This window comes from Sulfurospirillum halorespirans DSM 13726 (assembly GCF_001723605.1).
Classification (GTDB): Bacteria; Campylobacterota; Campylobacteria; order Campylobacterales; family Sulfurospirillaceae; genus Sulfurospirillum; species Sulfurospirillum halorespirans.
On record NZ_CP017111.1, the window covers coordinates 1,416,570 to 1,442,038 of the forward strand.

Below are 25,469 nucleotides of genomic sequence, written 5' to 3' on the forward strand. Positions count from 1 at the left end.
GTCTTGGCTTGAAAGTGTTGATTTTAGGCATTGGCAATGTGATGTTCTCCGACGAAGGCGTCGGAGTTCATCTATGCCGCCTTGTTGAACAAAAGTATCAGTTTTCTTCGCCTGAGCACACAATCACATTTGTTGATGGTGGCACCCTCGCACAAAGATTAATCCCCGTTATTGCTGAATATGAATACCTTGTCGTTCTTGATTGTGTGGATGCACAAGATGGGAAGATCGGTGATGTCTACTTTTTCGATTTTGAAAATGTTCCCAACACGATCACATGGCAAGGAAGTGCACATGAAGTTGAGATGCTTCAAACGCTCACGATGATGGATCTCGTTGGAGATCGCCCTACCACAAAAATCGTTGGTATTATCCCCGAAGTCGTGGATGATACAACACTGGAACTCACGCCTGCTGTTTTAAAAGGAAGTGTCGTGATGGAGAGTGTTTTACTGAAACATCTGGTAGAATTAGGCTTTACCTATGAGCAAATGAACAATATTGACATCCAAAGTGTAGCCAACCTGTCGTGTCTGGAGAATCGATGATCTTAGCCTTTGAATTTAACTATGTCTCGCATAATGGAATTTTAGAAAATTTACTGAAAGAGATCGCAAGTGATTGTGCAATTTTGCATAAAATTATTCGTAAAGAATCGATTGTAACGCTTTGTGTTGAAGCCGATGAGACAACGTTGGGCACGTTTGCCGACACGCTCTCCGCCTCACTACCTCTGTCCATTTTCTTTAAATCTTCCAGTGTTGAAGTCGTGGATGCAATGCCAAATGAGGCAGAAGTTTTACCTTCTTTATCCTACAACGCTGAGTTTACACCTAAAAATTTAGCGTCAGTTGATTCACCAAGTTCGCCACACTATCTCTCACCGATTTTGGGTGAAAAAGAGTTACATGTAAGCCTTTTTCATGACGAGAAAGAGCTTTTACATGTAAACACATCGGCAGGCTATGAAACGCTTTATAGCAACGTTGCTGAACTGATTTCAAGCGGTGAAAATGTGTCGATTCAAACCAAAAATGGCTCGTTTGTCTTTGGTAAAATTGAAAACAGCACTGAGTGTAAAGCGTTTGAAGTGGTCGCGACTGATTTATCGGTTGTTGAGCGTATGGTTGTGTGCAGGGAAAATGAGATAAAAGCCTTGGCTTCATTAGAGCGCCCTGCTATTCGATTTAAAGTCAATGCCCTTTTTGCACAAAAAGGAATTATTACGCAATCTCGCGTCACCTTACGCCTTGCCGATGATCTTTTTCTGTATCAGCTTTCTAAGCATCTGTTTGCAAAAGGCATTCAGTTCCTTTTCAAAGCATCATCGTGCAAAGCAACGTACCGTGTGAGCGTGAGTGTTACCCAAAATGCGCTAGAGCCACTTCTTATCAGCGTGCTTGAAAATGGTGCGATTCTTATTCTTAAGGGAAGTGACTATGCTTCCACGGCACTTAAAACGAGTTTGAAAAAATTTGAAGAACCTTCACATGCTGCGTTTGCATCTATTATGCAAGAGCATCAACTTTTCGATGCGACATCAAGCTGTTTTTACTTCAGCACTCTTCACAATGATCGCATGATGCACTACTCCAAAGAGCATGGTATGCTCAATCTTGTGGAGATTTTACTGCCTATTTCTTTTACAGAACTCTTTGCTGAAGTCGAGCGAAGCAGCGAAAGTGCAGAGCGTTTGGTGGCACATTATAAAGAGCAATTTCCTGAAATTTACGCCAAAGCGGTTGCAATTAAAATGCCCAGCGATACACCTAAAAGTGTCTATTCGCTGTGGAAAATGATGGCAATAGCCTTAGGTTTAAGCGATGATTTTGAGCGCGCAGGTGAGCAACTTTTGGAAAATGCAGAAGATTTTGGTGGACTTAAAGGGCCACGCATTGACTACTTTTTGCAAAAAGAGGACGCCCTTAGCTCCGATCTTGATTACGTCAGAATGCTTCGCAGCGGTATGAGCTTTAAACTTGCAGGAACCGATAATACGACGCTCAGTTTTGGGTATATGGAGAGTCTTTCGTATTTTATCTCTGATCTTGCCGATGCGCATAAGGAAAATTTGATGAGCACGAAGATAGCGTTGTGTGGTTCACTTTTTGGCTATAAACGTTTTTCTGAGATGATCATTAAAAATCTCAAACCCAATCATACGATCTGCTTCAATAAAGAGTTGCCGATTGACCAGTAAATCACGTCTGATTTATCGTATAGAAGGTATCGTCCAAGGGGTTGGATTTCGCCCCTTTGTCTATACGTTAGCCTCGCGTTACGCTCTTAGCGGGTTTGTGTTGAACAACTCTTTGGGTGTTGTTATCGAGATCGAAGGATTTGAAGAAAGCCTCGAAGCGTTTGAACAGGCTTTGTTTAAAGAACTCCCACTTCTCGCACGCATCGATGTTTGGACAAAAGAAATCCTTACATGTAAAGACGATACCACGTTTGAAATCCACCACAGCGATGAAGCGAGCACAAAATCCTCACTGGTTCTGCCCGATATGTCGATTTGCGAAGAGTGCCTCAAAGAGTTGCACGACCCAACCAATCGACGCTACCATTATTTTTTCACCAACTGCACCAATTGCGGCCCTCGTTATTCCATTATCAAAACCGTGCCATATGATCGTCCTTACACTTCAATGGAACCTTTTGCAATGTGTGACGCGTGCAATGAGGAATACACCAACCCACTAAACCGTCGTTATCACGCGCAGCCCATTAGTTGTCCAAAATGTGGTCCCACACTCTCATTGCGTTCGATACAAGGTGAACTGTTGGGCGTCAATGAAGAAGCGATTCAAAAACTAGCCGAGCTGATTAACACAGGGCATATCGTCGCGATGAAAGGTATGGGTGGTTTTCATCTGATGTGCGATGCAACCAATGACACAGTGATTGAACGTCTGAGAGAACGAAAACACAGACCTTCCAAACCGTTTGCCGTGATGTTTAGAAACCTTGATGCGATCAAAGAAGTGTGTACTTTAAGCCCACAAGAAGAGGAGGGCATCGGCTCACTGCTTCGTCCGATTGTGCTTGTAAAGCATCAACCTACCACCTCCAAAATTAGTCCACGGATTGCGCCACGCATCGATCGCCTCGGTGTTTTTTTGCCGTACACACCTTTACATGTAATCCTTTTTGAGTACCTCAAAAATCCCATCGTCGCGACCAGCGCCAATCGTTCTGGGGAACCCATTATCAGCGACGCTTCTCTTTTGGTGGAGAAATTAAGCGACGTAGTGGAGTATTATTTAGATTACAATCGTGAGATCGTCAATTCCAGTGATGACAGCGTTTTGCAATACTTGGGCGATCAAACCCTCATTATGCGCGTATCGAGGGGTATGGCACCGCAGAGTTTTCGCGTGAATTCAAAAGATGAGCGCAAGATTTTAGCCGTAGGCGCGCATCAAAAAAATGCGATCGCGATTTACCACCACCATCAAATCATTATTAGCCCCTACATCGGCGATTTGGATAACATCGCTTCGATTGAACTTTTTGAAACAATGATAGAAAATTTTGCCCGTTTTTATGACTTTACACCCGATCTTATTGTGGGTGATCTGCACCCAAATTACGCCTCAACCCAGTGGGCAAAGAAGCAGAAAATTCCTTTTGTGCAAGTCCAACACCATTATGCACATATTCTTTCAACGATGTTCGAGCATCATCTCAGTGAACCCGTCCTTGGTATTGCGTGGGATGGTACGGGTTATGGGGATGATGGCACCATTTGGGGTGGCGAGTTTTTGGTATGTGATCAAAAAAACTATGAGCGTGTCGTCTCGTTTGAGCCTTTTTTACTCTTGGGAGGGGACGCGAGCATCAAAGAGATCAGACGTATTTTAGCCTCTTTGTTGTGGGATGTTTTAGGCGATGATGCTGATGTGCATCTATTGGATTATTTCGATGAAAAATCACTCAAACGTCTTAAACAGGTTTATACCAAAAAGATCAATGCCCCACGCTGTTCATCTGTGGGAAGACTCTTTGATGCCGTGGCTGTTTTGTGCGGAATGGAGGGCAATGTGAGTTACGATGGTGAGAGTGGGTTACTTCTTGAAGCACTCTACGATCCTTTGATTACGGAGTTCTATGAGGTTGAAATCGACGCTAAAATAGTCCATTATAAGCCCATGTTTGCACAAATGCTCAGAGACCGCGAACCTCGCTTAATCGCTTCTAAATTTTTAAATACACTGGTAAACATCCTCTGTGAGGTACATTCGCGCTACCCATACCCCGTGGTACTAGGCGGTGGGGTGTTTCAAAATCGCACACTTATGGAGCAAATTCTTCAAAATGTCACACAAAATCTCTATTTTCCGCTACAATTAGCAATCAATGATGGCGGAATTTGTGTTGGACAGCTCTCTAAATCCCTTTTAAAATAATATTAATATTTTTACATTTTAATATTTAAAGATTAGTAAGATTAGAATGCAGATGAAGTCTATTAAGAAAGGATATACCATGGATAAAATTATTCGTTTTAGTGTTTCATTACCCGAAAAATTGCTAGAAGAACTTGATAAAAAAGTCGATGCACAAGGGTATGCCTCACGCAGTGAATTTACCAGAGATCTCATTCGTGAAAAAATCGTTAAGGACGATTGGCAAGACGATAACAGCGATGTCATCGGCGTTTTGACAATGATTTACACCCATCATCAAAATGAGCTTGTTCAGAAGATTTTAGAGATTCAACACGATGCAAAAGTGAATATTATGTGTAACACACACGTACACGTCAGTCACGAAAACTGTTTAGAAACCGTGATGGTGACGGGAAAAGTTTCTGAAGTCAAAGACTTTGCACAAAAAATTGCAGGGCTTAAAGGGGTTAAATTCTCCAAACTTGTAGAGGCATCCATCCCTGCTTCTTAAGCTTTTTTAACGAGCGTGAGTAAACGTTTTGTTTACTCACGTATCTTTACATGTAAAGCATTCACCTACAAAATACTAATACAATTCCACTTTATAATTCAAACGAACGATGCGAGGAGACCCTGCCGCAAGGCGTGTTCCACCTGCCGCCCAATACTCTTTATCGGTGACATTATCGACATTGATTTGCCAGATGTTTTTCTTGCCGTACAACTTGGTGACATAGCGTCCACCGACGCTGAAAATGGTCACATCATCCAACCACGCTTGGTTTAGGTCATTCACAGGACGACGACCGGTATAGTAAGCCCCTCCGTTAATCGAAAGCCCAGCAACACTGCTTAGGTCATAGCTTAGAAACAGACTCCCTGTACGACGTGCCGCATTTTCAGGTAATTTGCCGTTCAGTGCCGTTGCATCACCACTCATATCTTCAAAACGAGGGTCTAACCATTGTGTGGAAGCAAGCCAGCTCAGTTGCTCTGTCAGTTTTCCCTGAAGCGAGAGCTCAACGCCACTGTAGCGTTTATGCCCACCTGCGACATAATAGTTTGCCGCGTCAGTGTAGTACCCAGGACTTTCTATATCAAACACCGCCGCTGATACCAGTGTTCCCGTTGGCATCAGCCAATGCGCGCCTAACTCGTACTGCTTGCTAATGCCTGGATTTAGACGTTCAGCTTCATTTTCGCTTCCTGTTGGTGCCGCTTCGCCTTCTTCCAACCCCTCTGAATACGAAGCATACAGCGATACGCTATCCAAAAGTTTATAGACAAGGGCTACCATCGGTGTAGTTTCACTTGCCTCATAGCGCGTTACATCTTGATCGCTCTCGTACTTGGAGTGACGCAATCCTCCGATAACCTGCCACTGCGGATTCAGTGTGACACGATCCATTGTATAAAAACCAGTATCTTTCGTGGTATACGAAACGCCCGTTGTCTGTGTGAAAACCGTTGAGGTTATCGTATGAGGCGTATAGAGATTTTGAGCAAGTGTCGAAGAGCTGCTGCTTGAAATAGGGTCTTGATTTTTCTCAGTGTAACTGGTACCAAAGGTGATGTCATGTTGAATATCCCACGAAGTAAGCACACCATAGAGTTCTGCGCGCAACAAATCAGAAGTGTATTCGTACTCTTGGTGGTTGACCTTGAGCGTTCCTGCACCCGTATTGAGCGTGGTTGCTTGCGGGTTAGAAAAGGTAAAGGTAGCAAGATTGCGTTCGCGTTCCGTCTTCGCTCGTCCTGCTTCAAGTCCAAGGCTCCACATATCACTGAGCGCATAATCGGATCTGAGTAAAACATTGGTCGTTTCCGTTTCAAACTTTGTAGAATCCGGCCCTACTAAGCTTTTTGGATCAACCGTGTGCGGTAAAGTAATGACGCCATTAACCGCTTTTGGAAGAGCAATGCCCACTTGTTCTGTTACTTTACGACGATCATGTTCGACATCGGCTTTGATGGTTAAGCGATCACTCACTTGCCAATCAAGCGCCATAGAGACGAAGCTACGATTTCCATTGTCCACATCATCCAGATACGATCCCAACGTTCCTCCTGCGGCATTGACACGCACACCGACTTGTTTTTCTTCTCCAAAACGTTCACTTACATCCGCGGACGCCACGGCTGAGCCGTAATTGTCCATCATTAAACCAACAGTTGCCATAGGCTCGTTTGTTGGGCGTTTGGTGACGTAATTAATAATGCCAGCAGGAGAAGTAAACCCATAATAGAGTGCTGATGCACCTTTAAGCACTTCAACGCGCTCTTTATCTTCAAGTGGAACTTGGCTAAAGTTCATGAGCGGCAAAGAGCCATTGAGTCGATAATTGGTACGGTTTTGAACTTCAATGCCCCGAATAACCAATTGATCCCACGTCTCGCCACCGTTTTGCTGTTTGGTGACACCTGCGGTATTGCGAAGCGCATCATACGTGCCCGTAGCCGCTTGCAAATCCAATGCCTCTTTGGTGATGACATTCACAGTTGAGGGCACATCCATAATGTTGGCTCCTCGAAACGAACCCGCTTCAACCGTCTCGGGTCGAAGTCCCTCTGCACGTATATCTTCAATGGTAATGCTTGAGAGAACCGATGTTTCCTCTTTTACAGATTCTGCTAGTGCATTGGCTGTTATTAAACTCAATAACAGGCTTAGTAGTGCATGTTTTTTTATGCAAACACTTTTCATACCGTTCCTTTTTCAATACATAAATATGCAATTTTTTTAACGCTAATTAATCAAAATTTTCGGGAAGATTGCAATTAATTGAGAATCATTATATTTATTTATCGTTTAAAGTTCACTAGGGATGTGACGTAAAAAAGAATATTTTTATCTGTTTAAAAGGTTTTTAACACGAAAGGAGTCAAAATTTGAAGATAAAATTCTTTACATGTAAAGAGTCTAACGCAGTACTTTCCACGCTAAAAGAGCGATGATACCAAGAACCATCCAATGTGCACTCAAAAGCATACAGGCAAAGATAATTGTTAAAAAAAGTGCTGTATACCGAATGGTTTTCGTTGTTGCGAGTTTGTACGCGGCAAGAAGTGCGATTGTTGCATTGGCGATAAAAAAACCATCTGCCAAGGCGACTAAGTCTTGCGTTGTAAAGACGTTTAAAGTGACTAAGCCTAAAACAATGGCATTGATGGAGCACAAAAAAAGTGTTGCACCGACGGGTGCTCCATTTTCAAGTCGTCTGTTCAAAAGACCCAGTATTCCTGTAGCCTCAGCGGCCAGTCCACAGATGAGCCTTGAAACGCCACCCACAAAGAGTAAAACCGTGCTTAAACACAGAAGCATTGCTAAAATACCCATAACAAACGCACTGGCTGTTCCAAATAGAGGATAGATAAGCGCCGTGATAGTGTTCGTGCGATCAAGTGAAGCACATTGGATGGCGCAGACGACTAAAAGGTAGATGAGTGAGATAATGACAGCGCTGATCTTCACCGCTTTAGGAATCGTTCGCTTCGGATCATTCACTTCGTTAGAGTAGTTGCCCACGACTTCCCAGCCCACAATCGCCCAAAAAGCAAGCAGTAACGCCCGTGAAATCAGGCTCATATCAAACGGTGAATCCACCGAAAAAGTGGTTTCATGCCCTACCAAAATAGCAATGCTCCCAAGACTTAAAATAATGCCGATGATCGTCGTGACGATTAAAGAGAGCGTTCCCAAAAAATGAACAGGCCGCAAAAGGGCAAAAAGCGTGAACAGTAACATCGAAAATGCAAGTATGTTAACATCTCCGCCAAGAAGAGGTTGAAGAAAATGAGCGCCTATGAGATAAACAGCAACGGGCCCAAAAAAAACGGCACTGATCAGATAATACGACGTCAGAAATTTGAGTTTGGTGCTAAAGGCTTCTTGTACCGCATTTGTCACCCCTTCATCGCCTGGAAATTTGATGCTTAAATTCCCAAGAACAAGCGCAAATGTAAATCCAAGCGCTAAGATGATTAACCACACAAGAATGGAAAGATTGCCCGTGAGATCATAAACAATGGGCGGCAAAAGAATGATACCTGAGCCTAAAATAGGCCCTATCATCAAACCAGTGAGTGTTACGGTATTGAGCTGTTTTTTCATGGGATTCGCTTTAAAAATAGTAAAAAAAGAGTGTAGTACGCTAGAGCTTTAAGTCCGCTTTTTAGGTGCTAGATGGGACTTTAACTGTTTACATGTAAAGAAAAAAGAGACTATTTTTCACGAATCATCTTTTCCAAAATCAGCCTCTGCTCTTCTTCGTTATAATTAAATTTAAACTCGGCTTCTTTGAGATAATAGATAAAATTCTCTTTTTTAATCCCTTTGAAATGATCCATCCATCCTTCTAAAAAATACCAAAAATCGACTAAGGCGTTGTCAAAACTCTCGTAATGTGCCACTTTGTGCTGGTTGAGATAGCGTGCATAGGTCTCTTTTTCGATGGAATCTTCTTCTAAATTTTTAAGATGGGCGAATTGATCGGGGAGCAGAAGCGTGTGAATGCGTTTGTCGTATAACATGCCTAAAATGCCGATAGCATCGAAGAGATACGTTGGTTTCCCTCGTTTACATGTAGGCAGGAAATAGTACTCATCGTATTGGGAAAACGTATCTGTTTGCTCTGTGTAGAGGGCTTCGGAGTGTGATATGAGCAAAAGGCGCAATTTTTGGTAGGTTTTAGTGACGGTTAGATAATTGAGCCCTAAACGTTTGGCACATTCATGGGCACTGTGATTGGCGATAAAAGAGGCGATGATGTCTCTTTTTTTGTCCTGTTTTGCATGGCTAAAGGTGCGTTTACATGTAACGCAGCGATACTGTGTGGAAGAGGCTTTGTAGAGTTTAGTGTGTCCACAAAAAATGCACGATTTTTCTTCTGTTTTCATAGACATATTTTTCCTAAAAATAACTAAGAAACTTCTTTTTTTAGCTCCCATTTAAAGAGTTGCTCTATAATAGATCAAAAATATACCCAAGGATTTCAAAATGTGTAAAGATTGCGGTTGTTCAATCACTCCTACTCAATGGTCTGCGCATGCGCACGAGCACACTCACGATGGTCATACGCATAGCCATTCACACGATCATGACGATCATACAGAGCACACGCATCCTCATGCGCATGACCACGATCATCACGAGCACAAACATCACGATGAGATTCATGCCAATCCTCAGTTAAACGATAAAAAAACCATCGCGGTCATCACCAAAATTTTAGATGCCAATGACAAGCAAGCAGGGCATAATCGCGCTCACTTTGAGGAGCATGGTGTTTTGGCGATCAATCTTATGAGCAGCCCAGGCAGTGGAAAAACCACGCTTTTGGAAGCGACAATCGATACCAAACAGATCAAACTTGCGGTCATTGAGGGCGATCTTGAGACTAATCAAGATGCCGATCGTATCATTGCCAAAGGCGCACTTGCGCATCAAATCACCACAGGTCAAGCGTGCCATTTGGATGCGTTTATGGTGCATGAGGGGCTTCATCATTTACCAATCGAAGGGCTTGATGTTGTCTTTATTGAAAATGTGGGTAATCTTGTCTGTCCAGCTAGCTACGATGTTGGAAGCCACCTCAATGTCGTGTTGCTCTCCGTCCCTGAAGGCGATGACAAACCAGCCAAATACCCTGTGATGTTCCGAAGTGCCGACCTCTTTTTAATCACCAAATGCGATCTGTTACCTCATTTTGATTTTAGCGTTGAAAAAGCGATTCGTGAAGCGCGCAAACTTAACCCAAAAGTCGATGTCATTGAGATAGACAGCAAGTCTGGCAAAGGAATTGATCAGTGGATTAATTACCTTAAAATGAAAAAAGCATTGAGATAACCATGTGCCTATCCATTCCTTCCAAAGTCATTGAAATTGACGAAAATAATTATGCAACAGTCGATACCATGGGTGTTAAGCGCAAAGTCACGCTTGATTTGATCGCTGAAGAGGTTAACATTGGTGATTACGTGTTGATTCATGTGGGATTTGCGATGAATAAAATCAGCAAAGAGCATGCGGAAGATAGCATTGCCGCGTACAACGAGATCGCTGAAGCGATGAAAAACGGTGAGATTAGCGAAGATGAGGGAAACAATAACTATGTCTGAGGTCGATCTCATCGAGGGATTTCGCGACCCTGAGCATATGAAAGCCTTGGCGGCACTGATCAAAAAAGAGTGTCGCTCCAAGATCAACATTATGGAAGTGTGTGGCGGACATACGCATACCATTATGAAGTTTGGGCTTTCTCAAATTTTGCCAGAGCTCATCGAATTTGTCCACGGTCCTGGATGTCCTGTGTGTATTATGCCCAAAGAGCGCATTGATCATGCGATTGCTTTGGCGTCGATGCCTAATACGATTTTAGCAACGCTTGGCGATATGATACGCGTTCCAGGAAGTAAAACCTCTTTGCAAAAACTTCGGGCGGAAGGCAAAGATATTCGTTCGTTGTATTCGCCTTTAGATGTCATCAAAATTGCTCAAGAAAATCCCGATAAAAACGTGGTCTTTTTTGCCATTGGTTTTGAAACGACAACACCGATGAGTGCTGTTTTGATGCAACACGCCATTGAAAATAAACTGACCAATGTCTTCTTTCACATCAACCATGTCACCGTGCCTGAAGCGGTTGAGGCGATTATGAGTAGTGGAGACGCTCTCATCGATGCCTTCTTGGGACCTTCACACGTGAGTGTTATTACAGGGTATAAAATTTATGAGCCGATTGCTGAAAAGTACCACACACCGATTGTCGTCGCTGGCTTTGAACCGACCGATGTCATGGAGTCCGTTTTGCGCATTGTGCGCCAAGTCAACGAGGGTCAAAGTGTTGTTGACAATGAGTACGCCAGAGCCGTTTCGCGTGAGGGCAATCTCAAAGCGCAAGAATTGGTCAACACCTATTTTGAAAAACGAAGCCATTTTCGATGGCGTGGCATTGGTGATATTCCAAACAGTGCGCTTAAACTTAAAGCGGAATATGCGGCTTATGATGCTGAAATTGTATTTGATGATGTGCTTCCTAAAACGGAGTTGAACGACCATAAAATGTGTATTTGTGGCGACATCCTCAAAGGTCGTGCTAAACCGTTTGATTGTAAAGTCTTTGGCAAAGCCTGTACCCCAACCAATCCGATGGGATCGTGCATGGTCTCAAGCGAAGGGGCGTGTTCAGCCTACTTCAAATATGGAAAATTGAACCTCAAAGGAGCCAGAGCGTGAGCAAAAAGATACTTCTCTCTCACGGAGGTGGCGGTGAAGAGACCCAAAACCTTATTAAAGAACTTTTTTTTAAACATTTTGACAATGAAATTTTACTGCGCATGGAAGATGCCGCAAGTCTGGTGATGGGTAGCACTAAAATCGCTTTTACCACCGACTCGTTTGTGGTTTCGCCGCTTTTTTTTAAAGGTGGGAACATCGGAAAGCTCGCCATTGCTGGAACCGTAAATGATCTTTCGATGATGGGCGCAAAACCCAAATACTTGACCTGTTCGTTTATGATCGAAGAGGGTTTTGAGTACGCAAAGCTGGAAGAGATCGTCATCAGTATGCGTGATGAGATGGCAAAAAGTGGCGTTAAAATCGTCGCAGGCGATACGAAAGTGGTACCTCGTGGTGGCGTTGATGGGCTGTTTATCAACACCGCTGGCATTGGTGAGATTCAGTACGAGGGCATTTCAGCGCATAACTTAACGGAGGGTGATGTCATCATTGTCTCCAATGAAGTGGGCAATCACGGTGCGTGTATTTTAGCGACACGCGAAGAGATTGAGTTGGAGAGCGACCTTCAAACCGATTGTGCCAGTTTATGGAAGCCCGTGGAAGCGCTCATTAACGCAGGTGTGAAGATTCATGCGCTGCGTGATGCAACCCGTGGAGGGCTGAGTGCTGTTTTGAATGAATGGGCGGAGACATCCAAGGTGTGCATTGAAGTGGACGAGGCGAAAATCCCTGTGGCGCAAGAAGTCAAAGGGGTATGTGAGCTTTTAGGATTTGAGCCTTATGAGTTTGCTAATGAGGGAACGATGGTCATTTGCTTGCCTCAAAGCGAAGCGCAAAAAGCACTTGAGGTGCTTCAAACATTCCCTGAAACCGCCAAATGTGCATTTATCGGAAAAGTTACCACTGCCTTTACATGTAAAGTTATTTTACACACGCCATGGGGCTCGGAGCGCTTTTTAGAACCGCCCAAAGGTGAGTTACTTCCAAGGATCTGTTGATGCACGAATTTTCGATCGTTACGGCACTGTTAGAGATGTGTGAAAAAAATGCCAAAGAAAACAATGCCACTAAAATCACCAAAGTGGAGATCAAAATCGGTAAGCTCAGCGGCGTTGAGCCCTATCTTTTGGAAACCGCGTTTGATACGTTTAAAGAAGATGGGATTTGCGCTGGGTGTGAATTTGTCGTTCATCTGCAAGAGATTGTGGTGCATTGCGAAAGCTGTCACACCGAAGCAACACTTACACAAAATGAGTTTGTTTGCCCTACATGTAACAGTACGGATCTTCGCGTGATTGATGGTGAAGAGATGTACCTGATGCGTCTTGAAATGGAGTAAAGAGAGGCTAAGAGTCTGTAATGTATAATCAGTGATTACATTAACTTTATTAAGGATGCTAATGCTAAACGAGTTACGACGTGCAACCCTTGAAGACTTACCCGAGATCATCAAGATCTACAACGAGGCAATCAAAGATGGCATCTCCACGGCAGATAGTAAAATCGTCAGTGTTGAGGATAAACTAGAGTGGTTTCACGCCCACGACGCATCGCGTCCTATTTTGGTCAAAGAGTATCACGGGCGTATCATTGCGTGGATCAGTTTACAACCCTTTTATGCCAACCTTTTAGCGTATGCCAACAGTGCTCGTATCAATATTTACATCGATAAAAACTTCCAAGGTAAAAAATTGGGGCAACAGTTTTTAAGTGAGGCGATTGAGCAAGCCAAAAGCTATGAGATCAAAACGCTTTTAGCGTTGATCTTCTCAGAAAATGCGCCAAGTCTAAAGCTATTTAAGAAATTGGGCTTTAAAGAGTGGGGCAATCTGAACCGTGTTGCGACGATTGAGGGCGTGGATAAAGACCTGCTGATTTTAGGTCTTCGCATTGGAGCGTAAGTGAGCACAAAAGCGTCGATTATTTTTGATATGGATGGCACACTCATTGATTCGAGTGCTGCCATGACGAACAGTGTCAATTACGTGCGACATAGTTTAGGACTGGAACCCATTGGGCAAAAATATTTAGAGTATCATCTCAACCAACCCGATCAGCATCTGCCGAAGATTTTTTACAATACCGAGGCGTATGACCCCGATCATCGCGCGTTGTTTAAAGAGCATTATATGCAAAATTCTCCCTCGATGATAGCGCTCTATCCCGATGTTGTGACGATGTTGCAGCTACTTTTTCAAAAGGCACATTTAGCCATTGCGACCAATGCGAGTGATTTTTTTGCGCGTCATATGTTGGAGAAAATGGGCATTTTGGACTATTTTTCTGCGATTGTGGGTGCCAATAATGTTGCTGAGCCCAAACCAAGCCCTTTAATGGTTCGCCATCTCATGCAACTTTTAGAGAGTGAGCCTTCCAAAACGATTTTAGTCGGTGATAGCATCAAAGATGAAGGTGCGGCACAGAATGCGGGCATTGCGTTTATCTTCGCTGGATGGGGTTATGGTACGAGTGAAACAGCAGAGCAAAGAGCTGGGAATATCCATGAACTTTTAGCGCTACTCAATAGGTTTATTTAAAAATCTCAAACGGCGCTTCTAGGGTTCGTTTGATAATGTTCATCGGCGTCTTGAGGGTGTCTAAAATGAGATGCGTCTCAATCTTTGGATCACTCACTGAGCCTGTGACATCGACATTGGTCGCAATCCGCTTATCTTCCCCTAAAATAATGCCACCCACGATCGGAATCATATCAATCGCGTTACTAAAGCTTTTGAGCGTCTTAATTTGGAGTTGAAGATTGAGAGTGTCTTTCGCCAAATCCACTCGCCCTTTGCCTAAAATGTCGGCACTTTTACCTCTGAGTTGAAGATCTGTAATGTTCATCGCCTCTTTGGTTTGGTTAAATTCCACATAGCCATTGTCCACAAAATAGCCCTCTTGATTAAAGCTAGGGTCACTAAAGACAAGCAGCGAAGGGATGGTGTTGATCGTTGCCATCAGGTTATTGAAAAATTTTAGATCTTTGATGTAGGTTTGGTGCATAATGAACGTGCCTTTCATCGTGTCCGCATCGGTACCATCAATGTTGAGTGAAAAATCGCCTTTATGAAAGTAGCGTTTGTTAAACAGCGCATTGATCATATCAGCATCAAGCGCAGTTCCATTGATACCAAGATTGCCCTTGCGTGTTTCATATTCAAATGTCGATTTGCCTCGCTTGGAAGTGAGGTGAAGCTTGTCTTTGAACAGATTCATCGTATAGCGCTCGCTCAGAAGTGTTTTGTTACTTTCCATGTCAATAAAAGAGGAGTTTTCGCCAAAAAGAGTCACTTTAATGGGCATATCCAAAGGCGCATCATTGTGAGGCATTGAGATGTTAAGATCTTTTACATGTAAGGTTATCTCTTTGTCAAAATGAAGCGAAAGTTTGGTGTTTGTAGTACTTGCATCGAGTGTTTTGGTATTGGTCGTGAGAGCTATATCAAAATTGCGCACAGGTTCACGATTGTCTAAAAATGGGGTGGTAACGTTTTGCAGATTGATCTTTGCATCAAAATCTTCAAACGTTTTGGTTTGCACACTCACCGCCCCTTCGCTAAGGTTGGCATCGTGCATAAACGGTGAAAAAGGAGCGATTTTAGTAAGGTTGCTAAAGAGAAATTGGTTATTCTCTTTGGAAAATAACAGTGTGGCATCAAGGCTGGGAAGCGTCATTTTAGTGATGTTGTTTTCAATGGCAAACGAGGCATTAAGATCAGGAAGATTGGCGATTTGTAGAAGTTGCGTACCGCTAAAATCAAGCAACAAGGCATTAATGTCGACCAATCCATCAAAGCGATTCTTCCTTGCATCAAAGAGTCCTGTGGCGTTAATATCAAACAGGTTTTTATAACGCAGATTTGTATTTTCAAGGGTGATTTTAAAATTATCAAGCCGAATCTCACCATAATTGGTGGACATAGGAACACCGCTGAGCGTAAAGTCACTTGGGGAGAGTTTAAAGGTTCCTGAGGCATTGAGGTCGTACGGTAAAAAACGAATGTCAAGTTTGATATGTGCATCCGTTTTACCCGAAGTTTGGGTAATGGGCACATCGATTTTAAACGCATGCAAAATGTTATGTATGGGCGCATCAAGCTTGGATGTAGCGTTTAGATCAACAACGATTCCCGTACCTTTGTTGATCAAATTATAGATAAACACATCGGCTTTTTCAATGGGGCGTTTTTCATAGGTGGGCTCATGAATGTCAAACAGGAGTTTATCCTCTTTAAATTCGATGCCGATCTCTTTAACAAACCCTGGTGTCACATTGGGTGCAAAAGTGACGGTTGCATTTTTCACCGTTGCTGCCGCGTGGAGTTGCATTGGATAATAATCAAACGTTTTTAGATCGAACTTGCCTTCAATGAAGTGGAGAAGATACGATTCGCCGACGATGTTTTTATCGATCCAGTCTTTGGCTATCGGGTCTAGCTCAACCTGTGTGACCACAAAATCCATCAGATCTTTAAGCTCTTTATTGGTAAAAGGTTCGCTTTGGAGATGATAGGTTAAAAGGGTCTCTTTAAGGTCCAAAAGGGCAATGCCTTTGAGCCCAAATGTCTCAAAATTGCCTTCAAACGTATGGTTTTTGGTCTTAAAATCCATACGCGCTTTTCCGTTTACATGTAAAGCATAATCTTTCAAAAATGCCTCTTGAATCTCAACCTCGATATTCCACTTCTCAATGGGTGTAATGATCAGATTGACACTTAAATGTTTGCTGTCAAATTTAAAGGTGCTCTCTTCGTAATGCAAGGAGAGCGTTTCATTGGCATAATGGATCAGCTCAATGCTGATTTTGCTAAAAAATTGGTTCAAATACGGGAAGTTTTTAATAAGTTCTGCAATCTCTTCAATCGACGTGTCCGTCTGTGTCTCTTTTTGAATATCAAGAGTTTGGATACTAACAATCAATTTTTTATCTAGTTTAATATATAATTGATCAATTTTTATCGTCGGTAAGCTTATTTTATCGATCGAAATGCCATTTATTAGGGTTGCCATTAATGCTACGAAAAAAAGAACCATGAACAGTAAAAATATCCAGATCTTCCTAATCGTATGTGATGTTGCTTTCATAATCATCTATTCACTTCTCTTTCACTTGAGCAGACCCATGGTTTCAAGCTCGGTTGCGTTTGTGCCACAAGGCTCAATAAGCCAAATTATATCATATATGGTTGATAAAAATTTTGACCTCCACGAGAAGGTCGATAAATATATGCTCTGGATGATTGGCAAGCCTCAATCGGGTTGGGTGAACATCAACCAAAGCCCACTGACACGTGGTGACTTCCTCTACAAGCTATCACACGCAAAGGCACCGCTTAAGGTGATTACCTATATTCCCGGTGAAACCAAAGAGCTTCTGTTTGTTCAGATCGCTTTGGCATTTGATCTCTCTTACGAAAAACTGATGCAAGAGTATGCCCTTGCCACACCGTATGTGGATGGATTTATCGTGCCTGAGACGTATTATATTCCTGTGGGGATTAGCGAAAAGCATTTGGTGCATTTTTTACTCGCGCATGCTAAAAAGTACCACAAAGATGTGTTTGAGAAGATCTTTGGCGAATTTAATGAAACAAAGTGGCAAAAATTTATCGTGATTGCTTCGATCATTCAAAAAGAGGCGGCCAATACGGATGAGATGGCTCTGGTCTCCTCAGTGATCTACAATCGTTTGAAAAAAGATATGAAGCTTCAGATGGATGGCACGCTCAATTACGGACAGTATTCGCATCTGAAAATTACCCCTCAGCGCATTCGCGAAGACACGTCACCCTATAACACGTACATGTACAAAGGGCTACCGCCCAATCCCGTGTGCAGTGTGAGTAAAGAGGCGATATTTGCCGCTATTTTTCCAAAAACAACCAATTATCTCTATTTTGTTAAAAATAAGAACGGAACGCATACGTTTTCCCAAAATTATGAGACGCATTTGGAAAATATAAAAAATTAATAACCTTTATTTAATAAAGCGAAATAAAGAAACTAACTGGTAGCATTAACAAAATCTAGTCTATCAAAAAAAGGGGTAATTATGGTTCAACAAACAAGTAAAATCATCTATACGAAAGTCGATGAAGCTCCCGCTCTTGCAACATACTCTTTATTGCCAATCGTTCAAGCCTTTACCGCAAGTTCTAACATCGAAATGGAAATCAGAGATATCTCGCTATCGGGTCGTATTTTGGCGAATTTCCCTGAAAATCTTACCGCTGAGCAAAAAGTCAATGATGATCTGACCTATTTGGGTGAGCTTGCCAATCAGCCAGAGGCGAATATTATCAAACTTCCAAACATTAGCGCTTCGTTACCACAACTTCAAGCCGCAATCAAAGAGCTTCAAGATAAGGGCTATAATATTCCAAATTATCCTGAGAACCCTACAAATGAAGCTGAAAAAGAGATCAAAACACGTTATGCCAAAGTCTTGGGAAGTGCGGTAAATCCAGTGCTTCGTGAAGGAAACTCGGACAGACGTGCTCCTTTGTGTGTCAAAGAGTACGCCCGCAAAAATCCACACCGAATGGGAAAATGGACGAGTGATTCTGCATCACACGTTGCCTATATGAACGAGGGCGATTTTTACGGCAATGAAAAGGCTGTCATGGTGCCAGAAGCGACCACCGTTCGCATTGAACTTCTTGGAAAAGATGGTACAACGACGGTTTTAAAAGAAAAACTTGCACTCTTAAAAGATGAAATCATCGATGGTACCTATATGAGCAGTAAAAAACTCTCCGCCTTCTTTGAAGCACAAATGCAAGAGGCTCAAAAAAGTGGTATTTTACTCTCGTTACACCTCAAAGCGACGATGATGAAAGTGAGCGATCCGATTATGTTTGGATACGCGCTCAAAGTCTTTTTTAAAGATGTTTTTGAAAAATATGCCACGCTCTTTGCTGAGATTGGTGTCAATGCCAACAATGGTTTGGGCGATCTTTACACGAAAATTGCCACACTCCCTGAAGCGCAAAAAGCAGCCATTGAAGCCGACATTATGAACACCTATCCTAAACGTCCTAAACTTGCGATGGTCAATTCTGACAAAGGCATCACCAATTTACATGTACCCAGCGACGTGATTATTGATGCGTCTATGCCAGCGTGTATCAGAGAATCAGGCAAAATGTGGGGCGAAGATGGCGCACTTCATGATACGAAGGCGTTGATTCCTGATCGCTGTTATGCACGTATTTATGAAGAGACGATGAATTTTTGTAAGAAAAATGGCGCCCTTGATCCTAAAACAATGGGTTCGGTTCCTAATGTAGGTTTAATGGCACAAAAAGCCGAAGAGTACGGCTCACACGATAAAACATTCCAGTGTGCGACCGATGGCGTTGTGCGCATTGTTGAGATTGCAAGTGGTAACGTTTTGATGGAACACAGCGTTGAAAAAGGCGACATTTACCGTGCATGCCAAGCCAAAGATGCCCCGATTCGTGACTGGGTTAAACTGGCAGTCAATCGTGCACGTTTAAGCCATACACCTGCGATTTTCTGGCTTGATCCTGCGCGTGGTCATGATGCTCAGATGATTCAAAAAGTCGAAAAATACCTCAAAGAGTACGATATTTCTGATCTTGATATTAAAATCATGACACCAGAAGAGGCGATCCGTGAATCCTTAGCGCGCATTGTTAAAGGCTTAGACACGATTGCGGTTACAGGTAACGTTTTACGTGATTACCTCACCGATCTTTTCCCTATTTTAGAAGTGGGAACATCGGCTAAAATGCTCTCGATTGTGCCTTTGATGAACGGCGGTGGATTGTTTGAAACAGGTGCGGGTGGTTCTGCGCCGAAACACGTGCAACAATTTGTCGAGGAAAATCACTTGCGTTGGGATTCTTTAGGTGAATTTATGGCACTCACTGCTTCACTTGAGCATCTTGATAACGTTGTTGGGAACAAAAAAGCTTCTGTTTTAGCCAAAACACTCGACGCCGCAACGGGAAAATTCTTGGATAATAACAAATCTCCCTCCTCAAAAGTAGGTGAATTAGACAACCGTGGAAGCCATTTTTATTTGGCAATGTACTGGGCAGAAGCTTTGGCAGCACAAAGTGAAGATCAATCACTCTCTGCGCAGTTTAAGCCACTGTTTGAAACACTCAAAGCCAATGAGCAAAAAATTGTTGCAGAGCTTGCGGCCGTTCAAGGCAAAGCAGTGGATATGGGCGGATACTATATCCCTAGTTTTGAAAAAACAAACCAAGCCATGCGCCCAAGCGCGACATTTAATAAAGCGCTGGACGCGCTCAAAGCATAGTTTTTTGATTTACATGTAAAGAAGGAGTCTCTTTGTCACAAGGGAAAAAAGTTTCGATTATTGGTGCAGGAAATGTCGGTGCAACGGTCTGCTATTGGCTTGCGATGCGCAAACATTGTCGTGAAATTGTGATGATAGACCGTTATGAGGGTCTTGCCCAAGGCAAGGCTCTCGACATCCTCCAAGCGACCAGCCCTGAGGGCAGTCATACGCAAATTTCAAGCTCTTCGGATTATCAATCGATTGCCAATAGTAACATTGTTGTTATCACAGCAGGAAGTCCTAGAAAACCTGGTATGAGCCGAGACGATCTTTTGATGATTAATGCGAACATCACTCAAGAGATCATTGAAAAAATCACACAGTATGCCCCCGATGCCATCATTATTATTGTCTCCAATCCACTGGATGCTATGACCTATGTTGCACTCAAAGTTGGGCATTATTCACGCAATCGTGTCATTGGTATGGCAGGGATTTTAGACAGTTCCAGAATGGAAACCTTTATCTCTCAAAAACTTGGATTTGGCTATGGACAGGTGACAGCAAGTGTGATGGGTGGACATGGCGATGACATGGTTCCACTGCCTCGTTACTCTTCCGTTAATGGCGTAGCGCTTACCGATTTACTCACCGATGTGGAAATTGAAGAAATTATTGAAAAAACACGCCATGGTGGAGCTGAGATTGTGAGCTATATGGGAACATCTGGGTATTATGCGCCTGCAAATTCAACTGTCAAAATGATCGAAGCTATTTTGAGTGACTCTCGCTCTATTTTCCCGTGTGCTGTTTTGCTAGAAGGAGAGTACGGCTACCATGACACCGTGAACGGTGTGCCCGTTGTTTTGGGCGCTAATGGTGTGGAACAAATCGTTGAATTACCCCTCAATGAACATGAGAAAAAGCAATTTTCAAAGAGTGTCGAATCGGTCAATAAATTATTAGAAACATTGCATAAAAGTGAGTTTTTTACCGCCAAGAAGTCTCCTGTAACTTAAATTAGAGACAAAAAAAAGATATAGTTAAGATTTTTATTGATTATGATGTTAACTTAACTATAGAGTCTTGGCATTGAAAGTTTAATTTAAGTTAATGCAGGGAGGTTTTATGAATATTCATGAGTATCAAGCCAAAGAGATCTTTAAGAGATACAATGTTCCCACACCCAGTGGCTATGTCGCCTTTAGCGTTGAAGAGGCTGTTGAAAACGCAAAGAAACTTGGTGGTTCTATCTGGGTTGTAAAAGCACAAATTCACGCAGGTGGACGCGGTCTTGGTGGTGGTGTAAAACTCGCCCGAAGCTTAGATGAAGTCAAAACACTTGCACATGAAATTCTTGGTATGACCTTAGTCACACACCAAACTGGACCTGCGGGCAAACTGGTTCAGAAAGTCTATATCGAAGAGGGTGCTGACATCGCTGATGAGCTTTACCTTGGTATTGTTCTAGACCGTGCTCGTGAAATGCCAGTGATCATGGCATCACGTGAAGGCGGTATGGAGATCGAAAAAGTTGCAGCTACGTCTCCTGAAAAGATTATTAAAGTTGCGGTTGATCCTTTTATTGGATTTCAAGCGTTTCATGGTCGTGAGTTAGCGTACGGTCTTGGTCTTGAAAAAGAAGAGATCAGCAGTTTTATTAAATTTGCAGCAGCACTCTATAAAGTCTACATGGAAAACGATGCTGAGATGATCGAAATCAACCCTTTGGTCAAAACCAAAAGCGGTGCTTTTATAGCCCTTGATGGTAAAATGGGCTTTGATGATAACGCCCTTTTCCGTCACCCAGAGATCGAAGCGATGCGCGATGAGAGTGAAGAAAACCCGATAGAGCGTGAAGCTTCAGGGTATGGTTTGAGCTACGTCAAACTCGATGGCAATGTTGGCTGTATGGTCAATGGCGCAGGTCTTGCGATGGGTACGATGGATACGATTAACTATGTCGGTGGAAATCCTGCAAACTTCTTAGACGTGGGCGGCGGAGCCAATGCTCAAACCGTTGCTAAAGGCTTTGAGATTATCCTCAAAGATCCAAACGTCAAATCAATCTTTGTCAATATTTTTGGTGGAATCGTACGATGTGATCGTATCGCCAATGGCATCTTAGAAGCGACAAAGCTTGTGGATGTGCATGTTCCTGTCATCGTTAGATTGGATGGAACGAACGCCAAAGAGGCCGCTGAAATTTTGAAAAATGCAAATATTAAAAATATTATTACGGCAAGTGATCTTAACGATGGTGCGATTAAAGCCGTCGCTGCTGCTAAAGGAAACTAATTATGAGCATATTGATTGACAAAAATACAAAAGTAATCGTTCAAGGTTTTACGGGCAAAGAGGGTAGTTTTCATGCGGAACAATGTTTAGCATACGGTACGAAAATAGTCGGTGGTGTGACTCCAGGTAAAGGTGGCACAGAGCATTTAGGGCAACCCGTGTTTAATACCGTTCGTGAAGCCGTCGTAGCAACGGGTGCAACGGTGAGCATGGTATTTGTTCCACCTGCCTTTGTAGGCGATGCTGTGTTAGAAGCAGCCGATGCAGGCATTGAACTAGCAGTGATTATCACCGAAGGTTCTCCCGTACGTGACATGCAAAGAGCTAAAGCGTACGCCGTTAAAAAAGGGATGAAAACCATTGGACCAAACTGCCCAGGTATTATCACTGCAGAAGAGTGTAAAATCGGCATCATGCCAGGCTCCATCTTTAAAAAAGGGAACATTGGACTGATCAGTAAATCAGGCACATTGACCTATGAAGGTGCAAACCAAGTGTGCAATGAAGGCTTTGGTATTACGACAGCCGTTGGTATTGGTGGCGATCCTATCATTGGGCTTTCCTACATTCAACTCCTTTCCATGTTTGAAGCAGACCCTGAGACTGAAGCGATCGTCATGATCGGTGAAATCGGAGGCGACCTTGAAATTCAAGCTGCCAAATACATTAAAGAGCACATCAAAAAACCTGTTGTTGCCTTTATCGCAGGTCAAAGTGCGCCCAAAGGTAAACGTATGGGCCATGCCGGTGCGATTGTGAGTGGAAGTGCAGGAACAGCAGCGGAGAAGATGGAAGCGCTGAGCAATGCAGGCGTACACGTTGTCAAATCTCCTGCTGAAATTGGAAAAAAGATAGCGGAAGTTTTAAAAAAATAATAATACTTAAGTGAGCTAGATGGTGCGCTATTGTACAATCTAGCCACTCTTAAAAGATAATTGCAACGAAAAGATTTAGGATAAGGAGAGAGAAGAATGGGTTTAATTACCGCTCCAAGTAATACACCAGTATGGGTTAATGTCTCTAGGTGTAAAGCTTGTGATATTTGTGTAAGTATGTGTCCAGCAGGTGTTTTAGCAATGGTTCAAGCACCCAATTCGACACTGGGTTCGATGATAGAGGTTGTTGTTCCAGACGCCTGTATTGGATGTCGGGATTGTGAATTACATTGTCCTGATTTTGCTATTTACGTAGCGGATAAAAGCGAATTTAAGTTTGCAAAACTTTCTGAAACCTCAAAAGAGAGAGCCGAGAAAGTCAAACAAAATAAATTTAGAAAACTGAGCGAATAAGGATCATTGATGGCAAGAGAAGTAATATCAAGCGGCAATGCCTTAGTAGCAAAAGCGGCAGTAGAATGTGGATGTAAATTTTTTGGAGGCTATCCTATTACGCCTTCGAGTGAAATTGCAGAGGATTTAAGCAAACTTCTTCCACGTGTGGGTGGAAAGTTTATTCAAATGGAAGATGAAATCGCAGGTATCTGTGTCGCCCTTGGCGCTTCTATGAGTGGAACAAAGTCGATGACAGCCTCATCAGGTCCTGGTATTTCACTTAAAGCGGAGCAAATTGGTTACAGCTTCATCACCGAAGTTCCTTTGGTGATCGTTAACGTTATGCGTGGTGGTCCTTCAACGGGTCTTCCAACACGTGTTTCTCAAGCAGACATTGGTCAAGCAAAGTACCCAACACACGGTGATTTTGCCTCTATTTCACTCTGCCCAGGCAGTCTTGAAGAAGCCTACACTGAGACGATTAGAGCATTTAATATCGCTGAAAAATACATGACTCCCGTTTTTGTTCTTTTAGATGAAACGCTAGGACACATGCACGGAAAAGCGATGCTTCCTGACCTTGCGGAGGTTGAGAAAAGCGTGGTCAAACGTGCTGAATTTACAGGCGATCCAAAAGACTACAAACCTTACGCAGCAGGCCCAACAGAACCAGCCGTACTCAATCCTTTCTTCAAAGGGTATCACTACCACGTCACAGGTTTGCACCATGGTGAAATGGGCTTTCCAACAGAAGATGGCGCGATTTGTGAGTACAACATTGAGCGTTTGGTCAATAAAATCAATACCAAATCAGAAGATCTTGTCCATTACGAAGAGTTTATGCTGGATGATGCTGATGTCTGTATTATTGCCTATGGCAGTATCAGTCGTGGTGCTAAAGAAGCGGTCATGAAACTTCGAAATGATGGCATCAAAGCAGGTCTGTTTAGACCAATTACGCTCTGGCCAAGTCCTGTTGCTAAACTTCAAGAGATCGGTAAGAAATTTAAGAAGATCATGGTAACAGAGCTCAATATGGGACAATACTTAGAAGAGATTCAACGCGTTATGAAACGAGATGATTTTGCGACACTGCACAAAGCAAACGGTCGTCCAATCGCTCCACTTGAAATGGTTGCTAAAGTTAAGGAGATGATCTAATGGCATTTAATTACGATAAATATCTACGTGTAGATAAAATGCCAACCTTATGGTGTTGGGGTTGTGGTGATGGTGTTATTTTAAAATCCGTTATTCGTGCTATCGATAAAATGGGTTGGGATATGAACGATGTCTGCATCGTTTCAGGTATTGGGTGTAGCGGGCGTTTTAGCTCTTACATCGACTGTAACACAGTTCATACAACGCATGGTCGTGCCATTGCGTATGCAACAGGCATCAAGCTTGCAAACCCTGAAAAACATGTCATTGTTGTCACAGGTGATGGCGATGGTCTGGCAATTGGTGGTAATCACACGATTCATGGTTGTCGACGAAATATCGATCTAAATCATATTTTGATCAACAACTTCATCTATGGTTTGACCAACTCTCAAACCAGTCCAACAACACCGCAAGGGTTTTGGACAGCAACAGCAAACTACGGTAACGTCGATCCAACCTTTGATGCAGCCAAATTGGCTGACGCGGCAGGCGCAACCTTTGTTGCGCGTGAGTCTGTACTTGATCCACAAAAATTGGAGAAGATATTTGTTGCAGGCTTTACGCATAAAGGGTACTCTTTCTTTGATGTGTTCTCAAACTGTCATATCAACCTTGGACGTAAAAATAAAATGGGCGAAGCGGTACAGAATCTTGAGTGGATTGAAAACCGTATTGTAGGTAAAAATAAGTTTGAACTTTTAAGTGCTGAAGAGCGTGTGGATAAATTCCCAACAGGCATCCTCAAACAAGAAGAGGGCAAACTCGAATACTGTGAAGCGTATGACAAAGTCATTTACGCCGCACAAAATAAAACAACCGTTGTGCTATAAGGAGCC

23 protein-coding genes are annotated in these 25,469 nt (G+C 42.9%); 19 read left to right on the forward strand and 4 right to left on the reverse strand.

What is annotated here, in order from left to right; genetic code table 11:
• Positions 1-8 precede the first annotated feature (8 nt).
• The 4 genes from SHALO_RS07065 (at position 9) to nikR (ending at position 4,902) form a co-directional block, all read left to right on the forward strand.
• Entirely contained in the window at positions 9-548 is a 540-nt protein-coding gene (locus SHALO_RS07065; protein ID WP_069477974.1) for a HyaD/HybD family hydrogenase maturation endopeptidase, read from the forward strand.
• Positions 545-2,200 carry a hypothetical protein gene (locus SHALO_RS07070; protein WP_069477975.1) on the forward strand — a complete coding sequence of 552 codons (1,656 nt, stop codon included), beginning with the start codon at positions 545-547 and terminating at the stop codon, positions 2,198-2,200. The genes SHALO_RS07065 and SHALO_RS07070 overlap by 4 nt, the downstream gene beginning before the upstream one ends.
• Positions 2,190-4,409, forward strand: a complete 2,220-nt coding sequence (gene hypF / locus SHALO_RS07075) for a carbamoyltransferase HypF (protein ID WP_084010805.1) — start codon at positions 2,190-2,192, stop codon at positions 4,407-4,409. The genes SHALO_RS07070 and hypF overlap by 11 nt, the downstream gene beginning before the upstream one ends.
• 79 nt (positions 4,410-4,488) lie before the next feature.
• Complete coding sequence (nikR, locus tag SHALO_RS07080) at positions 4,489-4,902, forward strand: nickel-responsive transcriptional regulator NikR (protein ID WP_025344565.1); 414 nt, start codon at positions 4,489-4,491, stop codon at positions 4,900-4,902.
• 75 nt (positions 4,903-4,977) lie between these two features.
• On the opposite strand, the gene SHALO_RS07085 is transcribed toward nikR, so the two are convergent.
• The 3 genes from SHALO_RS07085 to SHALO_RS07095 form a co-directional block, all read right to left on the reverse strand.
• The gene (locus SHALO_RS07085) at positions 4,978-7,050 is read right to left on the reverse strand and encodes a TonB-dependent siderophore receptor (RefSeq protein ID WP_238585312.1); all 2,073 of its coding nucleotides are present in this window, start codon (positions 7,048-7,050) and stop codon (positions 4,978-4,980) included.
• A 261-nt stretch (positions 7,051-7,311) separates the two neighbouring features.
• On the reverse strand, positions 7,312-8,502 hold the full coding sequence (locus SHALO_RS07090; protein ID WP_069477977.1) for an APC family permease: 1,191 nt from the start codon (positions 8,500-8,502) through the stop codon (positions 7,312-7,314).
• 110 nt (positions 8,503-8,612) lie between these two features.
• Positions 8,613-9,287, reverse strand: coding sequence for a hypothetical protein (locus tag SHALO_RS07095; protein WP_069479367.1), 675 nt, complete (start codon positions 9,285-9,287; stop codon positions 8,613-8,615).
• A 100-nt stretch (positions 9,288-9,387) separates the two neighbouring features.
• On the opposite strand from SHALO_RS07095, the gene hypB reads away from it, so the two are divergent.
• From hypB to SHALO_RS07130, 7 genes are all read left to right on the forward strand, one after another.
• Positions 9,388-10,236: a hydrogenase nickel incorporation protein HypB gene (hypB, locus tag SHALO_RS07100; RefSeq protein ID WP_069477978.1), complete on the forward strand. Its 849-nt coding sequence runs from the start codon at positions 9,388-9,390 to the stop codon at positions 10,234-10,236.
• A 2-nt stretch (positions 10,237-10,238) separates the two neighbouring features.
• Positions 10,239-10,508, forward strand: a complete 270-nt coding sequence (locus SHALO_RS07105; RefSeq protein ID WP_069477979.1) for a HypC/HybG/HupF family hydrogenase formation chaperone — start codon at positions 10,239-10,241, stop codon at positions 10,506-10,508.
• Positions 10,501-11,625, forward strand: coding sequence for a hydrogenase formation protein HypD (gene hypD / locus SHALO_RS07110; protein ID WP_069477980.1), 1,125 nt, complete (start codon positions 10,501-10,503; stop codon positions 11,623-11,625). The genes SHALO_RS07105 and hypD overlap by 8 nt, the downstream gene beginning before the upstream one ends.
• Positions 11,622-12,626, forward strand: coding sequence for a hydrogenase expression/formation protein HypE (hypE, locus tag SHALO_RS07115; protein ID WP_069477981.1), 1,005 nt, complete (start codon positions 11,622-11,624; stop codon positions 12,624-12,626). The genes hypD and hypE overlap by 4 nt, the downstream gene beginning before the upstream one ends.
• A complete protein-coding gene (gene hypA, locus SHALO_RS07120) occupies positions 12,626-12,967 on the forward strand; it encodes a hydrogenase maturation nickel metallochaperone HypA (protein ID WP_069477982.1) in 342 nt (113 codons plus the stop codon). The genes hypE and hypA overlap by 1 nt, the downstream gene beginning before the upstream one ends.
• 61 nt (positions 12,968-13,028) lie before the next feature.
• Positions 13,029-13,529: a GNAT family N-acetyltransferase gene (locus SHALO_RS07125; protein ID WP_025344574.1), complete on the forward strand. Its 501-nt coding sequence runs from the start codon at positions 13,029-13,031 to the stop codon at positions 13,527-13,529.
• Positions 13,530-14,165, forward strand: a complete 636-nt coding sequence (locus tag SHALO_RS07130; RefSeq protein WP_145923244.1) for an HAD family hydrolase — start codon at positions 13,530-13,532, stop codon at positions 14,163-14,165.
• On the opposite strand, the gene SHALO_RS07135 is transcribed toward SHALO_RS07130, so the two are convergent.
• The gene (locus SHALO_RS07135) at positions 14,158-16,719 is read right to left on the reverse strand and encodes a YhdP family protein (protein WP_069477983.1); all 2,562 of its coding nucleotides are present in this window, start codon (positions 16,717-16,719) and stop codon (positions 14,158-14,160) included. The genes SHALO_RS07130 and SHALO_RS07135 overlap by 8 nt on opposite strands.
• On the opposite strand from SHALO_RS07135, the gene mltG reads away from it, so the two are divergent.
• The 8 genes from mltG to SHALO_RS07175 all read left to right on the forward strand — a co-directional run bounded on the left by mltG (position 16,610) and on the right by SHALO_RS07175 (position 25,463).
• Complete coding sequence (gene mltG, locus SHALO_RS07140; RefSeq protein ID WP_407701813.1) at positions 16,610-17,599, forward strand: endolytic transglycosylase MltG; 990 nt, start codon at positions 16,610-16,612, stop codon at positions 17,597-17,599. The two genes, SHALO_RS07135 and mltG, sit on opposite strands and share 110 nt — an antisense overlap.
• 81 nt (positions 17,600-17,680) lie before the next feature.
• The gene (locus tag SHALO_RS07145) at positions 17,681-19,918 is read left to right on the forward strand and encodes an NADP-dependent isocitrate dehydrogenase (protein ID WP_069477984.1); all 2,238 of its coding nucleotides are present in this window, start codon (positions 17,681-17,683) and stop codon (positions 19,916-19,918) included.
• A 32-nt stretch (positions 19,919-19,950) separates the two neighbouring features.
• On the forward strand, positions 19,951-20,919 hold the full coding sequence (gene mdh, locus SHALO_RS07150) for a malate dehydrogenase (RefSeq protein ID WP_069477985.1): 969 nt from the start codon (positions 19,951-19,953) through the stop codon (positions 20,917-20,919).
• A gap of 109 nt (positions 20,920-21,028) precedes the next feature.
• Entirely contained in the window at positions 21,029-22,198 is a 1,170-nt protein-coding gene (sucC, locus tag SHALO_RS07155) for an ADP-forming succinate--CoA ligase subunit beta (protein WP_069477986.1), read from the forward strand.
• A gap of 2 nt (positions 22,199-22,200) precedes the next feature.
• Positions 22,201-23,073 carry a succinate--CoA ligase subunit alpha gene (sucD, locus tag SHALO_RS07160; RefSeq protein WP_069477987.1) on the forward strand — a complete coding sequence of 291 codons (873 nt, stop codon included), beginning with the start codon at positions 22,201-22,203 and terminating at the stop codon, positions 23,071-23,073.
• Between the two features lie 96 nt (positions 23,074-23,169).
• Entirely contained in the window at positions 23,170-23,487 is a 318-nt protein-coding gene (locus tag SHALO_RS07165) for a 4Fe-4S dicluster domain-containing protein (RefSeq protein ID WP_025344588.1), read from the forward strand.
• Positions 23,488-23,496: 9 nt separating this feature from the next.
• Complete coding sequence (locus tag SHALO_RS07170; RefSeq protein ID WP_069477988.1) at positions 23,497-24,630, forward strand: 2-oxoglutarate synthase subunit alpha; 1,134 nt, start codon at positions 23,497-23,499, stop codon at positions 24,628-24,630.
• Positions 24,630-25,463 (forward strand): 2-oxoglutarate ferredoxin oxidoreductase subunit beta, encoded by an 834-nt coding sequence (locus SHALO_RS07175; RefSeq protein ID WP_069477989.1) that lies wholly within the window; start codon positions 24,630-24,632, stop codon positions 25,461-25,463. The genes SHALO_RS07170 and SHALO_RS07175 overlap by 1 nt, the downstream gene beginning before the upstream one ends.
• The last annotated feature ends 6 nt before the right edge of the window (positions 25,464-25,469 follow it).